Source organism: Pseudomonas pudica (assembly GCF_015680405.1).
Taxonomy (GTDB): domain Bacteria; phylum Pseudomonadota; class Gammaproteobacteria; order Pseudomonadales; family Pseudomonadaceae; genus Aquipseudomonas; species Aquipseudomonas pudica.
The window spans coordinates 1-12,943 of record NZ_JADLJS010000001.1; the positions used below are offsets into that span (position 1 = coordinate 1).

General features: G+C 65.3%; 16 protein-coding genes. 11 read left to right on the top strand and 5 right to left on the bottom strand.

Translation table 11 applies throughout. The features are described 5' to 3' along the window. Positions 1-215 precede the first annotated feature (215 nt). The 8 genes from IRZ77_RS00005 to IRZ77_RS00040 are packed head-to-tail and all read left to right on the top strand — an operon-like array spanning position 216 to position 6,249. The gene (locus IRZ77_RS00005) at positions 216-1,409 is read left to right on the top strand and encodes a PepSY-associated TM helix domain-containing protein (protein ID WP_108481016.1); all 1,194 of its coding nucleotides are present in this window, start codon (positions 216-218) and stop codon (positions 1,407-1,409) included. Then, positions 1,406-1,945 carry a hypothetical protein gene (locus tag IRZ77_RS00010; RefSeq protein WP_046615144.1) on the top strand — a complete coding sequence of 180 codons (540 nt, stop codon included), beginning with the start codon at positions 1,406-1,408 and terminating at the stop codon, positions 1,943-1,945. Before IRZ77_RS00005 ends, IRZ77_RS00010 begins: the two co-directional genes overlap by 4 nt. After that, positions 1,942-2,262: a hypothetical protein gene (locus IRZ77_RS00015; protein WP_085599243.1), complete on the top strand. Its 321-nt coding sequence runs from the start codon at positions 1,942-1,944 to the stop codon at positions 2,260-2,262. Before IRZ77_RS00010 ends, IRZ77_RS00015 begins: the two co-directional genes overlap by 4 nt. Further along, positions 2,259-2,828: a DUF6162 family protein gene (locus IRZ77_RS00020; RefSeq protein ID WP_085599245.1), complete on the top strand. Its 570-nt coding sequence runs from the start codon at positions 2,259-2,261 to the stop codon at positions 2,826-2,828. The genes IRZ77_RS00015 and IRZ77_RS00020 overlap by 4 nt, the downstream gene beginning before the upstream one ends. Before the next feature lie 16 nt (positions 2,829-2,844). Then, positions 2,845-3,747 carry a metal ABC transporter substrate-binding protein gene (locus IRZ77_RS00025; protein ID WP_046615141.1) on the top strand — a complete coding sequence of 301 codons (903 nt, stop codon included), beginning with the start codon at positions 2,845-2,847 and terminating at the stop codon, positions 3,745-3,747. Further along, the gene (locus tag IRZ77_RS00030) at positions 3,744-4,490 is read left to right on the top strand and encodes a metal ABC transporter ATP-binding protein (protein ID WP_046615140.1); all 747 of its coding nucleotides are present in this window, start codon (positions 3,744-3,746) and stop codon (positions 4,488-4,490) included. Before IRZ77_RS00025 ends, IRZ77_RS00030 begins: the two co-directional genes overlap by 4 nt. After that, positions 4,490-5,389, top strand: a complete 900-nt coding sequence (locus IRZ77_RS00035) for a metal ABC transporter permease (protein ID WP_046615139.1) — start codon at positions 4,490-4,492, stop codon at positions 5,387-5,389. The genes IRZ77_RS00030 and IRZ77_RS00035 overlap by 1 nt, the downstream gene beginning before the upstream one ends. Then, positions 5,386-6,249, top strand: a complete 864-nt coding sequence (locus tag IRZ77_RS00040) for a metal ABC transporter solute-binding protein, Zn/Mn family (RefSeq protein WP_108481011.1) — start codon at positions 5,386-5,388, stop codon at positions 6,247-6,249. Before IRZ77_RS00035 ends, IRZ77_RS00040 begins: the two co-directional genes overlap by 4 nt. 161 nt (positions 6,250-6,410) lie before the next feature. On the opposite strand, the gene IRZ77_RS00045 is transcribed toward IRZ77_RS00040, so the two are convergent. The 5 genes from IRZ77_RS00045 to IRZ77_RS00065 form a co-directional block, all read right to left on the bottom strand. Beyond that, positions 6,411-7,463: a DUF1615 domain-containing protein gene (locus tag IRZ77_RS00045; protein WP_108481010.1), complete on the bottom strand. Its 1,053-nt coding sequence runs from the start codon at positions 7,461-7,463 to the stop codon at positions 6,411-6,413. Between the two features lie 26 nt (positions 7,464-7,489). Continuing rightward, positions 7,490-8,041 carry a hydrolase gene (locus IRZ77_RS00050; RefSeq protein ID WP_046615136.1) on the bottom strand — a complete coding sequence of 184 codons (552 nt, stop codon included), beginning with the start codon at positions 8,039-8,041 and terminating at the stop codon, positions 7,490-7,492. A 57-nt stretch (positions 8,042-8,098) separates the two neighbouring features. Next, positions 8,099-8,818: a thioesterase II family protein gene (locus IRZ77_RS00055; protein WP_046615135.1), complete on the bottom strand. Its 720-nt coding sequence runs from the start codon at positions 8,816-8,818 to the stop codon at positions 8,099-8,101. After that, the gene (locus IRZ77_RS00060; RefSeq protein WP_003256222.1) at positions 8,815-9,036 is read right to left on the bottom strand and encodes an MbtH family protein; all 222 of its coding nucleotides are present in this window, start codon (positions 9,034-9,036) and stop codon (positions 8,815-8,817) included. Before IRZ77_RS00060 ends, IRZ77_RS00055 begins: the two co-directional genes overlap by 4 nt. 246 nt (positions 9,037-9,282) lie before the next feature. After that, on the bottom strand, positions 9,283-9,684 hold the full coding sequence (locus tag IRZ77_RS00065) for a hypothetical protein (RefSeq protein WP_108481009.1): 402 nt from the start codon (positions 9,682-9,684) through the stop codon (positions 9,283-9,285). Positions 9,685-9,942: 258 nt separating this feature from the next. Between IRZ77_RS00065 and purU the strand changes: the two genes are divergently transcribed. The 3 genes from purU to IRZ77_RS00080 are packed head-to-tail and all read left to right on the top strand — an operon-like array spanning position 9,943 to position 12,940. Next, entirely contained in the window at positions 9,943-10,809 is an 867-nt protein-coding gene (purU, locus tag IRZ77_RS00070) for a formyltetrahydrofolate deformylase (RefSeq protein ID WP_046615133.1), read from the top strand. Beyond that, positions 10,806-11,717, top strand: coding sequence for a bifunctional methylenetetrahydrofolate dehydrogenase/methenyltetrahydrofolate cyclohydrolase FolD (gene folD, locus IRZ77_RS00075; RefSeq protein ID WP_046615132.1), 912 nt, complete (start codon positions 10,806-10,808; stop codon positions 11,715-11,717). Before purU ends, folD begins: the two co-directional genes overlap by 4 nt. After that, complete coding sequence (locus tag IRZ77_RS00080; RefSeq protein WP_046615131.1) at positions 11,699-12,940, top strand: FAD-dependent oxidoreductase; 1,242 nt, start codon at positions 11,699-11,701, stop codon at positions 12,938-12,940. Before folD ends, IRZ77_RS00080 begins: the two co-directional genes overlap by 19 nt. The last annotated feature ends 3 nt before the right edge of the window (positions 12,941-12,943 follow it).

Sequence of the window (12,943 nt, forward strand, 5' to 3'; positions counted from 1 at the left end):
GTACAACACTGACCTCAACCCTGTGGGAGCCCGGCTTGCCGGCGATGGGCTGCGCAGCAGCCCCCAAAGACACTCGCGCACAGGCAGTGTGCCCTCGACCTTGAAACATTTGCTTGCATTTAAAACGGCAGGTTTTCGATTCTCATTCGTCCTTATCAATACAACCCCTCTTTGGCTGGGCACACGCTCGACTCCCCACTGCAGAAGACCGTCAGATGGCCAAATCACCGAAAAAATCCAAATCCAGGCTGTGGTTCCTGGTCCACAGCTGGCTCGCCTTGCCGATCTGGTTCTTTGTGCTGATCGTCTGCTTCACCGGCATGCTGGCGGTGGTCAGCCAGGAAATCGTCTGGCTGGCCAACCCGGATGTGCGCGCCAACAAGCCCGACGCCGACGCCGAGCGCCTGAGCTTCCAGCAGGTGCTGGACGCCCTGCACAAGGCCGAGCCGGACATGGTGGTGGAGCGGCTGATCCAGCCCGACGGTTCGCACTTCGCGGTCATAGCCAATGTCACCCTGCCTGACGGCACCAGCCCGACGTTGTATGTAAACCCCTACACCGGGGCCATCCAGGGCAAGACACCGGACTTCAACTTCGAAGCCTTCACCCGCGCCCTGCACGGCTGGTGGCTGGTGCCGTTCACCAACGGTTTCAGCTGGGGCTGGTACCTGGTATCGCTGCTCGGCCTGCCCATGCTGGCTTCGCTGGTCACGGGTCTGGTGGTGTACAAGAAGTTCTGGAAGGGCTTCTTCAAGCCGGTGCGCACTGGCCATGGTTCTCGGATTTTCTGGGGCGACCTGCACCGCCTGGCCGGGGTCTGGTCGATCTGGTTCATTGCCGTCATTTCCATCACCGGCACCTGGTTCCTGATCCAGGCGATCCTTGCCGACAACCACATCACCATTTCCAGCCGGCCCATCGTGCCGGTCATCGCCCGTGAGGACGTGCCGCAAACCCCCAATGGCAGCCCGGCAGCGCGCATCGACCTGGATGAAGCGGCACGCATCGCCGGCCTGGCGGTCCCAGGGCTGGAGATCAGCTTCATCTCGCTGCCGGCCACCGCCTACAGCCACGTCACCCTGGCGGGGCCAGGCTGGTACCCGCTGATGTTCCAGAGCGCCTCGGTGAACCCGTACACGCGTAATGTCGACAGCCGGTTCCTGATCAGCGACCGCTCGGCCCTGGAGTTCGTCACCGAGTCCATGCGCCCGCTGCACACCGGCGATTTCGGCGGCCTGCCGATCAAGCTGGTGTGGTTCTTCTTCGGCCTGATCCTCACCCTGATGGTGTTCAGCGGTTTGCTGATCTGGACCAAACGCACCGCCCAGGCCACCGCCGCCGCCCTCAAGCGCAGCGAACGCGCACCGCGCATGGCGCGCCATGAACCCACCGTGGAGATCCGCCCATGAGCCAGGCCCAAGCCGTGCCCGTCAGCCCGCTGAAGCAACTGTGGCTGAAGTGGCGTTTTCACCTGAACATCCTGCTGATCCTCATCCCGCTGGGCTTCATGCCCAAGTACTTCGCCGACGCCAAGCTGTTCCGCGGCGAAGCGGGGCTCGGCGCCAATGTGATCAACGACATCCAGGTCGGCCCCTATACCCTGGACCTGGCCGAGATGCGTGACGAGCCCCCCCGCGCCGACGGCCCGGCCGGCCATTTCAAGGTCTTCAATGCATCGCTGTGCAAGGCCTGCGTCAACGGCGTCAAGGCAGCCTACCTGCGCATCGGCAAACCGCGCAGTCTGCGCGCCGCCGGCACGATTTTCTTCGGTGCGCCGTACAACATGGGCACCTCGCTGCCGATCCCGCCACGCACCAAGCCCGACGCGCAGATCTGGATCACCCTGGAGGGCTGGGACGGCAGCATGCACCAGGCGTCGGTCCCCCTGGCCAAGGCATCGCCAGCCACCGTGGCCTGGCTCGAGAAACAAGGAGGCAATAAATGAAACACCTGATGCGCACCCTCGCCCTGCCCTTGCTGGCGCTGGCCGCCGGCCCGGCACTGGCGCACAACCCGATGTGCGAATGCGAAGAACTGCCTGGCGGCCAGGTCAAGTGTACCGGTGGCTTCTCGGATGGTAGTGGTGCCCCAGGGGTCACCCTGGATGTGATCGGCTACGACGAACAGGTGTTGGTCGGCGGCAAGCTCGGTGACGATTCGACCCTGACCTTCAAGCGCCCGGACGGCGAGTTCTACGTGCTGTTCGATGCCGGCCCCGGGCACGTGGTGGAAGTCGACCACGCCGATATCGCCCAGCCATGAGCGGCGTCCAAGTGATTCGCCCGGCCGGTGCCGGGCACGAAACCCTGTACGTGCTGCTGGTCAGCCTGATGATCGTGGTACTCGCCGCCAGCGTGGTGCTGCTGCGCGGCGAGCGCGAGGACGAACAAGCCATCGCCAGCCACCAGATCGACGCGCGTCGCGACCTCACCGCCGCCGAGCAAGGCCTGTATACCGACCTGCGGGTGGCCTTCGACGAAATCCAGCTGCTGCGTGAAGAAAACGCCGCCGCGCCCAGCGTTCAGGCGCTGGCCGAGGAAGGCCTGCCGCCGTTCGTGGTCGATGCCGGCAGCCAGAGCCGCGGCAGCCACCAATGGTCGTGGCTGCAGCCCGGGGCCTACCTTGGCCGCAGCCAGGCCCCGGAAGTGGCCGGCAGCCTGCTGCTGATCCTGCCGGCCGACAGCACCGGCCAGGCCGATGTCTGGCTGCGCCGCGACAGCGCCGCAGTGGCCCCGGACGACATTGGCCAGGCCGCCCTGATCGCCGCCGGCTGGCAGCAGGTGGTCAGCCATTACGACGCCGGGGTCACCCGCGAACACCGTCACTGAACCCAAGGACTCCCCCATGCTCCGCTCCGCCCTCGCCCTGCTCCTGGCCCTTGCCCTGCCGGCACAGGCCCTGGCCGATAACGGCAAGCCCCTGCGTATCGGCATTACCCTGCACCCCTACTACAGCTATGTGAGCAACATCGTCGGCGACAAGGCCGAAGTGGTGCCGCTGATTCCGGCAGGGTTCAACCCCCATGCCTACGAGCCACGGGCCGAGGACATCAAGCGCATCGGCACCCTGGACGTGGTGGTGCTCAACGGCGTCGGCCATGACGATTTCGCCGACCGCATGATCGCCGCCAGCGAAAAGCCCGGCATCACCACCATCGAGGCCAACCAGAACGTACCGTTGCTGGCCGCAACCGGCATTGCCGCCCGCGGCGCCGGCAAGGTGGTCAACCCGCACACCTTCCTGTCGATCAGCACCACCATCGCCCAGGTCAACAATATCGCCCGCGAACTGGGCAAGCTCGACCCGGACAACGCCAAGCTGTACACGCAAAACGCCCGCGCCTATGCCAAGCGCCTGCGCACATTGCGTGCCGATGCCCTGGCCAAGGTCACCGAGGCGCCCAGCGCCACCTTCCGGGTCGCCACCATCCATGCCGCCTACGACTACCTGGTACGTGACTTCGGCCTGGAGGTGACTGCGGTGGTCGAGCCAGCCCATGGCATCGAACCCAGCCCGGCCCAGCTGAAGAAGACCATCGACCAGCTCAAGGCGCTGGACGTGCGGGTGATCTTCTCGGAAATGGACTTCCCGTCGGCCTATGTCGAAACCATCCAGCGTGAATCCGGCGTGCGCCTATACCCGCTGACGCACATTTCCTACGGCGAATACACCAAGGACAAGTACGAAGTGGAGATGAAGCGCAACCTCGACACCGTGGTCCGCGCCATCCAGGAGAACCGCGCATGACCGCCGCCGCCAACCTGGTGACAGCCTGCGGGCCGCGCATCGAGTTCGCTGGCATCGACCTGACCCTGGGCCGCACCCGCATCCTCGAACAGGTCAGCTTCAACGTCGCCGCCGGCAGCGTGCATGCCATCGTCGGCCCCAACGGCGGCGGCAAGAGTTCACTGATCAAGACCCTGCTCGGGCAGATGCCGCACCAGGGCCAGCTGACCCTTGACTGGCCCGGCGAACGCGAAGTGATCGGCTATGTGCCGCAGGCGCTGGAGTTCGACCGTGGCCTGCCGATGACCGTGGACGATTTCATGGCTGCCATGTGTCAGCGTCGCCCTGCCTTCCTGGGCCTGTCGCGCCGCGTGCAGCCAGCCATCGACGCGGCCCTCGTGCGGGTCGGCATGCTCGACAAGCGCAAACGGCGCATGGGCGCGCTTTCCGGTGGCGAACGCCAACGCGTGCTGCTGGCCCAGGGCCTGATCCCCGAGCCGCAACTGCTGGTGCTGGACGAACCGATGTCGGCCCTGGATGAAGCCGGCATCCAGGTGTTCGAGCAACTGCTGCAGGGCTGGCGTCAGGCCGGCACCACCGTGCTGTGGATCGAACACGACCTGGAGGCTGTGATGCGCCTGGCTGATCGGGTTACCGGCCTGAGCCGCCAGGTACTGTTCGACGCCCCACCCGCCCAGGCCCTTACCCCGCAGCGCCTGCTCGGCCTGTTCTCCGTTCACCCGCGTAGCGAGAGCCTTGCCTGATGAGTTTTGAAATCTTTCGGCAAACGGTCCAGGACTGGGCCGCTGCCGGCTACCTGCCCGAGGCGCTGGCCTACGGCTTCGTGGTCAATGCTTTGCTGGCCGGTTTGATGATAGGCCCGGTGCTGGGCGGCCTGGGTACCCTGGTGGTGGTCAAGCGCTTTGCCTTCTTCTCCGAGGCGGTCGGCCATGCCGCGCTGACCGGCGTGGCCATCGGCATCCTGCTGGGCGAACCCTACACTGGCCCCTACGGCAGCCTGTTCGGCTACTGCCTGCTGTTCGGCATCCTGCTCAACTTCCTGCGCAACCGCACAGGGCTGTCGCCGGATACGCTGATCGGCGTGTTTCTGTCGGTGTCGCTGGCGCTGGGCGCCAGCCTGCTGCTGATGCTGGCGGGCAAGATCAACGTGCACATCCTCGAGAACGTGCTGTTCGGCTCGGTGCTGACCGTCAGCGGCCAGGATCTGGTGGTGCTGGGTATCGTCGCGGTGCTGGTGCTGGCATTGGCCGTGCCGCTGTACAACCGCATCATGCTGGCCAGTTTCAACCCGCAGCTGGCGGCCGTGCGCGGGGTGGCGGTGAAAACCCTGGACTACCTGTTCGTGGTGCTGGTGACCCTGGTCACCGTGGCCTCGGTGAAGGTGATCGGGGCGATCCTGGTCGGGGCCCTGCTGGTGATTCCCGCTGCCGCCGCCCGCCTGGTCAGCCAGTCGCTGAAGGGCTTTTTCTTCCTGTCGCTGCTGATCGCCACGTTGAGCACGCTGCTCGGCATCCTGCTGCCGATCGTGTTCGACCTGCCGGTGCCGTCCGGCGCCGCGATCATCCTGGTCGCCGGCATCTGCTTCGCTCTGGCGGCGCTGGCCCGCGCCCTCGTTCCCCGCCTGCAAGGAAACCCGGCATGAACCTGAAACGCCTGACCCTGGCGCTGGCCCTGGCCGGCCTACCGTCGCTGTCCAACGCCACGCAAGTGCTGGCCACCCTGCCCGTCACCCACAGCCTGGCCAGCGCCCTGCTCGACGGCACCACGGTGCAGCTCGCGCGTGCAGCCCCCGCCAACCTGCCTGCCAGCCGCCAACCTTCCTATTTCAGCGGGCGCGGTAGCGCCAGCCTGCACAAGGCCGCGCAGCAAGCCGACGCGGTGATCGGCGTGCGCTCGATCTGGCGTGACGACCCGCTGTACCCGATGGCCAGGCGCAGCAATATCCGGATCGTCGAGATCGACGCCGCACGGCCGGTGGATGGTGCGCTGCCGGGTATTGCGGTGAGCGGCGAGGAGGCCTATGGCGCCTACCCCTGGCTCAACCCGACCAACTTCGGGCGCATGGCCGACGTGGTAGCCAATGACCTGGAGCGGTTGGCGCCAGGCGACAAGGCGAAGATCCAGGGTAACCTGGCCGGGCTCAAACGCCAGTTGCTGGAGCTTTCGGCCAGCAGCCAGACACGCTTGGCCAAGGTCGACAACCTGACGGTGGTGAGCCTGTCGGAGCGGCTGGGTTATCTGGCCAGCGGGTTGAACCTGGACGTGGTCGAGCAGCCGCTGCCAGCCGAGTGGGATGCGGCTGCGCTGAAGGCGCTGGGGGACAACCTGAAGGCGCAGGATGTGGCGCTGGTGCTGGACCATCGGCAGCCGGGGGCAGCTGTGGCCGAGGTGATCAAGGCATCCGGGGCCAAGTTGGTGGTGGTGGAAAGTGACCCTGAGGATGCGTTTGCCGGGTTGAAGGCCAGTGTGGATCAGGTGGTTGGAGCACTGGGCGAAAGCTGATCAGGCAGGCTGGCACGGTCAATGTGGGAGCGGCCTTGCGTCGCGAAAGGGCCGCATCGCGGCCCCAGGATTTCAGCACAGATGCACAAATTTCTGGGGCTGCTGCGCAGCCCTTTCGCGACGCAAGGCCGCTCCCACAGTTGACCGCGTTGGATGACAGGCTAGCGCTTCATGCACCGCTGATAACGCTCATCCACCCGCCCGGCAAACCACGCCGTGGTCAGCTTGCGGGTGATCTTCGGGCTTTTCAGCTGGATCCCCGGCAGCACCGCCCGTGGCATCGGCTTGCCGGCCGCGGCATCGGCCAGGGCAAACACCCCGCTGTACAGCTTGCTGTCCTCGAAGGCCAAGCTATCGCCCTCCTCCAGCTGGCTGCGAATCTGCGGGTTGCGCAGGCCCAGTTTCCCTCCCAGTTTGCGTGCCGCCTTTTCCGTGGTCCCAGGCATGATCGAGCCCGGCGCCACCAGGTCGCCATCGAGCGCCAGCGTCACCCCTGTCACCTTGCTCAGTGCTGCCTGGAATGCCGCATTACGGCTGGCGTACCAGCCCGCATTGAAATCGGCGAAGCGGTACAGCTGGCGATCGTAGTTGGCCGAATAGCCCAGCAAGTGGGCGATGCCGAAATACATCCCGCCGCGACGGGTGAACACTTCCTGGCGAATGCTACCGTCGTGGCTGTAGGGGTAATCCCGCGCATGCTTTTCCGCAAAATCGATGCTGACCTGCATCGGCCCACCGGTATGCACCGGGTTCAACCCACCCAGCAAGGTCTTGCCCAGCGGCACGCGAGCGATGACTTCGTCATACAGCTCGCTCAACTGCTTCTCGCTGCGCACCGCCTGCAAACGCTGCTGGTAGCTCTTGCCATTACCCGACGGCGTCTTCAGTGCACCATCGACCAGCAGCTTGGGGATATGCAGGCGCGCGGCGCGGCGGTCGATTTCCTCCCGGGCGATACGCCCAAGGTTAGGCACCTGCGGGTCGGCATTGAAGGTCGATTCCTGCTCGGTCACCGCCAGCACCGCACACAGGTTGCTCTTGCTGGGGGCAATTCGCTGGGCCTCGAACGCCACCTGAATGTCCCGGGCCCAGCCCTCGCGGTCCTTGGCCTGGGCGGGCAACAGCCGCAGCAGTTGGGCACGGACCTTGGCCGGGTCCGCCTCGGGCGCTTCCTCACGGCGCCCGGCACAGCCTTGCAGCAGCGCCAGGGCCATCAACCCGGCGGCCAGTAACCGGCCGTTCAGGGCTGTTCACCGATCAGGTAGGTCTTGCTGATGTGCCGGAACAGCGGGTGGCTGGCACTGCCCATGAGCTCGAACAAAACCATTTCGCGGGTCACCACCTGCGCCCCTGCAGCCCGCATGCGGGCCAGCCCTGCGGCCTTGCTCGCCGGGGTACGGCTGTCACAGGCATCCTCGACCACGAACACCTGCTTGCCCAGCGCCAGCAGGCCGAGCACGGTCTGCAGCACACAGACGTGGGTTTCCATGCCACACACAATCACTTGCTCACGCGCCATCAAACTCGCTGGCAGGCACTCGGCGGCCACGCAGGAAAAATGGCTTTTCTCCACCACCTCGGCAGCCGGCGCTGCGGCCAGCAGCTCGGCCAGGGTATGGCCCAGGCCCTTGGGGTACTGCTCGGAAATCACCGTCGGCAGCTCCAGCTCGTTCGTAGCTGCCAGCAACCAGCGGGCCCGCGCGCGGATGCCTTCAGGGTCACTCATGGCGCCGATGAGTTTTTCCTGGATGTCGACGACCAGCAGCGTGGCCTTGTGAGGATGGATCAGCATTGTCTGCCTCTTGCCTGGGAAAAGACCTAGCCTCCCCCAGGCAAGCGGTGACGTCAATCAGGCGGACAGCCGAAGCGGTTGCAGCGACGCGGTGAGCGCAGCGAGCACCAGGTCCTCATGCTCATGGATGAAGAAGTGGCCGCCAGGGAACATCTGCAGCGAGAACGCCCCGTGGGTTTCCTTGCGCCAGGCCTGCAACTGCTCGTCACTGGCGCGGTCCTGCATGCCGCCCAACACGTGCAGCGGGCACTGCAAGGCTGGCCGCTGGCGGTAGGCGTAGGTACCACACAACAGGAAGTCGGCGCGCAGGGTGGGCAAGGTCAGGCTCATCAGCTCGGCGTTGGCCAGCACTTCCTCGGGCGTGCCCTGAAGCTCGCGCAACTCGCCGATCAACTCGGCGTCGCTCTTGGGCTCACGCCAGTTCTTGCCGTCGTAGTCCTCACGGCGGGTCGGCGCTGCGGTACCGCAGGCGAACAGGGCCAGTGGTGCCGGGCAACCCAGCGCTTGCAGCTCATGGGCCAGCTCGAAGGCCAGCAAGGCGCCCAGGCTATGGCCGAGCAGCGCGTAGGGGGTGCTGGCCGCCAGGCGCTGTTCGGCGGCCAGTTGCCGGGCCAGGGCCTGCATGTCGGTGTGCAGTGGCTCGGCAATGCGCGCACCACGCCCGGGCAGTTCCACCGGGCGTACCTGCAGCCACGTCGGCAGCTTGCGCCGCCAACGGCTGTAGACCATGGCGCTGGCCCCCGAATACGGCAGGCACAGCAGGTTCAACGCAGTCACTGGGCGGCGGCTTCGGCCATTTTCTGGCGCAGGCTCAGCGGGCGCATGTCGGTCCAGACTTCATCGATGTAGGCCAGGCAGTCCTTCTTCAGGCCGCTCTTGCCTACGGCACGCCAACCGTTGGGGATCGCTTTGTAGTCGGGCCAGATCGAGTATTGCTCTTCGTGGTTGACCACTACCTGGAACTGAATATCGTCGCGGTCGAAAACGGAAGTCATTGCCTGTCTCCTTGAGTGATGAATGCCGCTGTGCGCTTGGCGCAGGGGGGCTTTCAAGTAGACGTGGCGAGTGGCGAAAAAATTAGTGGGGCTGACGCGGTCCCCTGTGGGAGCGGCCTTGTGTCGCGAAAGGGCTGCACAGCAGCCCCGGCAATATTTGCGTCACAGCTAGAACCCCGGGGCCGCTTTGCGGCCCTTTCGCGACACAAGGCCGCTCCCACAAAGAGCCGGTGCTGGGATGAAAGATCAGGTATCCCGCAACAGGTCGTGGGTATCGAGCAAGCGGAAGGCCACCTGCGGGTTGCGCTCCAGCCCACGGCGGATCGCCGCAGGGATCGACTGCCGGGTCTTGCGGCACAGCCCGGGCTGGTCGTCCAGTTCGATGACAATCCCGCGCATGGTCCGTACTTCATTGAAACCAGGGGCGATATGCACGCGGATGCCCAGGTTTTCGTACATCCGCTGCTGCAGGCGTTGCAGGTCTTCCAGGTCCTTGAGGTTTTCCAGGCGGTCGAGCAGGCGCTTTTCTTCCTGGCGGGTCAGCAGGAGGATGCGCTGGGCTGTCTGCGGGTGGTCGGCCAGGTGTTCGCGACCACAAATGCAGGCGCCAGGGGGGCAAGGTTGGCGCAGGGAAGGGGAATTGGTCATGGGGCAAGCATAGCCAGTTTTCATGCCGCCTGTGGGGCCCTATCGCCAGCAAGCCGGCTCCTACAGGACCGTGATGGCTGATAAAAAATTTCCTGTCAGGATAAAAAATTTCACAAACATCTAGACCGCCACCCCTCGTTTCGCCTATAAATCGCCAAAAGGAAATTTATATTCCTGCCAAGAAAACAATTTCGCCTCGCGAAGCCTCTTTTGCCCTTGTGCCCGACCTGCCCCACTCCATCACGAGGCGTATCCGACATGCATTCCGCTCCCGATCACTTCATCCTGCGCGTCAGCTGCCCGGCTGTGTCCGGCATCGTCGCCGCGGTGACCACCTACCTGGCCGAGCACGGTTGCTACATCAGCGAGATGGCGCAGTTCGACGACGAGGACAACGGGCGCTTCTTCATGCGCGCGGTGTTCCGCTACAACACCGGTGTCGTGGGCGACACACCGCAGCTGGAAGCCGGCTTTGCCGATGTCGCCCAGCGCTTCGACATGCAATGGAGCCTGCACAGCAGTGCCCGGCCGATGCGCGTGCTGCTGATGGTGAGCAAGTTCGACCACTGCCTGTCCGACCTGCTGTACCGCCATGCCAAGGGCGAGCTGGACATGCAGATCACCGCCGTGGTCTCCAACCACCTGGACCTGCGTCCGATGGCCGAGCGCCAGGGCATCCGTTTCGTCTACCTGCCGGTCAGCAAGGACACCAAGGCCGAACAGGAAGCCGCGCTGCTGCGCATCGTCGAAGACACAGGTACCGAACTGGTGGTGCTGGCGCGCTACATGCAGATCCTCTCCGACGACCTGTGCCGCCAGCTGTCGGGCCGGGCGATCAACATTCACCATTCCTTCCTGCCCGGTTTCAAAGGCGCCAAACCCTATCACCAGGCTTACCAGCGCGGTGTGAAGCTGATCGGCGCCACCGCCCACTACGTCACCAGCGACCTGGACGAAGGCCCGATCATCGAGCAGGAAGTGCAGCGCGTGGACCACGCCTACGCACCGGACGACCTGGTGGCCATCGGCCGCGACACCGAGACCATCGCCCTCTCTCGCGCCGTGAAATACCACCTGGAGCATCGGGTGTTCCTGAACCACGACCGCACGGTGATCTTCAAATGAACGCCATTCCCAGTGTCAAGCTGATCGACGGCAAGGCGACTGCGACGCGGGTGCTGGCCGAGGTACGCGAGCAGGTGCAGAAACTGCGCCAGGGCGGTGTGCAGCCGGGCCTGGCGGTGGTGCTGGTAGGCGCCGACGCAGCCAGCCAGGTGTACGTGCGCAACAAGGTACTGCGTGCTGAAGAAGTGGGCATCCGCTCGCTGGAGCATCGCCTGCCCGCCGACACCAGCCAGGCCGAGCTGCTGGCCCTGATCGGGCGCCTCAACCGCGCCCCGGAGGTCAACGGCATCCTCGTGCAACTGCCGTTGCCGGCCCATATCGACGAGCACCGCATTCTCCAGGCGATCAGCCCACTGAAGGATGTGGACGGTTTCCACAGCGAGAACGTCGGCGGCCTGGCCCAGGGCCGCGATGTGCTCACCCCGTGCACGCCCAGCGGCTGCATGCGCCTGCTGCGCGATGCCTGTGGCGAGCTGCGTGGCAAGCATGCGGTTGTGGTCGGCCGCTCGAACATCGTCGGCAAGCCCATGGCCGCCCTGCTGCTGCAGGCCGACTGCACGGTGACCGTGGTGCACTCGCGCAGCCGCGACCTGCCGGCGTTGTGTCGCCAGGCCGACATCCTGGTGGCCGCAGTGGGCAAGCCACGGCTGATCGGTGCCAACTGGCTCAAGCCCGGCGCGGTGGTGATCGATGTCGGTATCAACCGCATCGACGAAGGCGGCCACAGCCGCCTGGTCGGCGATGTCGACTTCGCCGCAGCCCTGCCCCAGGTGGCCGGCATCACCCCGGTGCCCGGCGGGGTCGGCCCGATGACCATCGCCTACCTGATGAAAAACACCCTGCTCGCCCTCGACCTGCAACAACAGGCCGCCCACCAGGAGCGCACCTCATGCCTTTCGCCCTGCTGAAATACGGCCTGAGCGCCGACTACCCGGTGGAGGTCGACCTGCCACCACCGTGCGAACTCAAGCCACGCTATGACGTGGTGATCATCGGCGGCGGCGGCCACGGCCTGGCCATCGCCTACTACCTGGCCAAGTACCACGGCATCACCAATGTCGCCGTGCTGGAAAAGGCCTACCTCGGCGGCGGCAACACTGCGCGCAACACCGCGGTGATCCGCTCCAACTACCTCACCAGTGAGGGTGTGCGCTTTTACGCAGAATCGGTGCGCATGTTCCAGAACCTGTCGAACGAGTTCGACTTCAACATCATGTATTCCGAGCGCGGCCAACTCACCCTCGCGCACACCGACGCCACCGTGCGCGCTTTCCGCCAGCGCGCCGAGGTCAACAAGCACTTCGGTGGCCGCACGGAAATGATCGACCGCCAGCAGATCCGCGAACTGGTGCCCAGCCTGAACCTGGACCCGGGTCACCTGCCGGTGCTCGCCGGCCTGTGGCATATCGACGGCGCCACCGCGCGCCACGATGCAGTGGCCTGGGGCTACGCCAGGCAGGCGGCCAAGCGCGGCGTCGAGATCCACCAGCTGACCGAAGTGCAGGACCTGCTTATCCGTAACGGGCGCATCGAAGCGGTGAAGACCAACCGCGGCACCGTGCAGTGCGGTTGCGTGGTGCAGGCGGTGGCCGGGGCCAGTTCGCTGCTGATGGCCAAGGCCGGCATCCGTGCGCCGATCCATACCTACCCGCTGCAGGCGATGGTCACCCAGCCGTTCAAGCCGTTCCTCGATCCGCTGGTCAGCTCGTCGGCGCTGCACTGCTACGTGCAGCAGACCAGCCGTGGCGAGATCGTCTTTGGCGGCGGCTCCGACCCCTACCCGCTGTACAACACCCGCTCCACCCTCGACCTCAAGGAAAGCCTGCTGGCCCACGCCATCGAGATGTTCCCGTTCATGGCCAACGCCAAGCTGATGCGCCAGTGGGCCGGGATCACCGACATGACACCGGACTACAGCCCGATCATGGGCCTGTCGCCGGTGCGCAACTATTACCTGGACGCCGGCTGGGGCACCTGGGGTTTCAAGGCCACGCCGATCTGCGGCAAGACCATGGCCGAGCTGGTCGCCAGTGGCGGCAAGGTGCCGGAGCTGATCGCACCCTTTGCCCTGGAGCGCTTCAGCCGCTTCCAGCAAGTCAACGAAATGGGCGCTACTGCGGCCAGCCACTAAGGA

Coding starts and splice junctions, on each gene's coding strand:
- IRZ77_RS00005 (WP_108481016.1), top strand. CDS start 216: ATGGCCAAATCACCGAAAAAATCCAAATCCAGGCTGTGGTTCCTGGTC.
- purU (WP_046615133.1), top strand. CDS start 9,943: ATGCATTCCGCTCCCGATCACTTCATCCTGCGCGTCAGCTGCCCGGCT.
- IRZ77_RS00035 (WP_046615139.1), top strand. CDS start 4,490: ATGAGTTTTGAAATCTTTCGGCAAACGGTCCAGGACTGGGCCGCTGCC.
- IRZ77_RS00045 (WP_108481010.1), bottom strand. CDS start 7,463: ATGGCCCTGGCGCTGCTGCAAGGCTGTGCCGGGCGCCGTGAGGAAGCG.
- IRZ77_RS00030 (WP_046615140.1), top strand. CDS start 3,744: ATGACCGCCGCCGCCAACCTGGTGACAGCCTGCGGGCCGCGCATCGAG.
- IRZ77_RS00040 (WP_108481011.1), top strand. CDS start 5,386: ATGAACCTGAAACGCCTGACCCTGGCGCTGGCCCTGGCCGGCCTACCG.
- IRZ77_RS00015 (WP_085599243.1), top strand. CDS start 1,942: ATGAAACACCTGATGCGCACCCTCGCCCTGCCCTTGCTGGCGCTGGCC.
- folD (WP_046615132.1), top strand. CDS start 10,806: ATGAACGCCATTCCCAGTGTCAAGCTGATCGACGGCAAGGCGACTGCG.
- IRZ77_RS00010 (WP_046615144.1), top strand. CDS start 1,406: ATGAGCCAGGCCCAAGCCGTGCCCGTCAGCCCGCTGAAGCAACTGTGG.
- IRZ77_RS00020 (WP_085599245.1), top strand. CDS start 2,259: ATGAGCGGCGTCCAAGTGATTCGCCCGGCCGGTGCCGGGCACGAAACC.
- IRZ77_RS00060 (WP_003256222.1), bottom strand. CDS start 9,036: ATGACTTCCGTTTTCGACCGCGACGATATTCAGTTCCAGGTAGTGGTC.
- IRZ77_RS00050 (WP_046615136.1), bottom strand. CDS start 8,041: ATGCTGATCCATCCTCACAAGGCCACGCTGCTGGTCGTCGACATCCAG.
- IRZ77_RS00065 (WP_108481009.1), bottom strand. CDS start 9,684: ATGACCAATTCCCCTTCCCTGCGCCAACCTTGCCCCCCTGGCGCCTGC.
- IRZ77_RS00025 (WP_046615141.1), top strand. CDS start 2,845: ATGCTCCGCTCCGCCCTCGCCCTGCTCCTGGCCCTTGCCCTGCCGGCA.
- IRZ77_RS00080 (WP_046615131.1), top strand. CDS start 11,699: ATGCCTTTCGCCCTGCTGAAATACGGCCTGAGCGCCGACTACCCGGTG.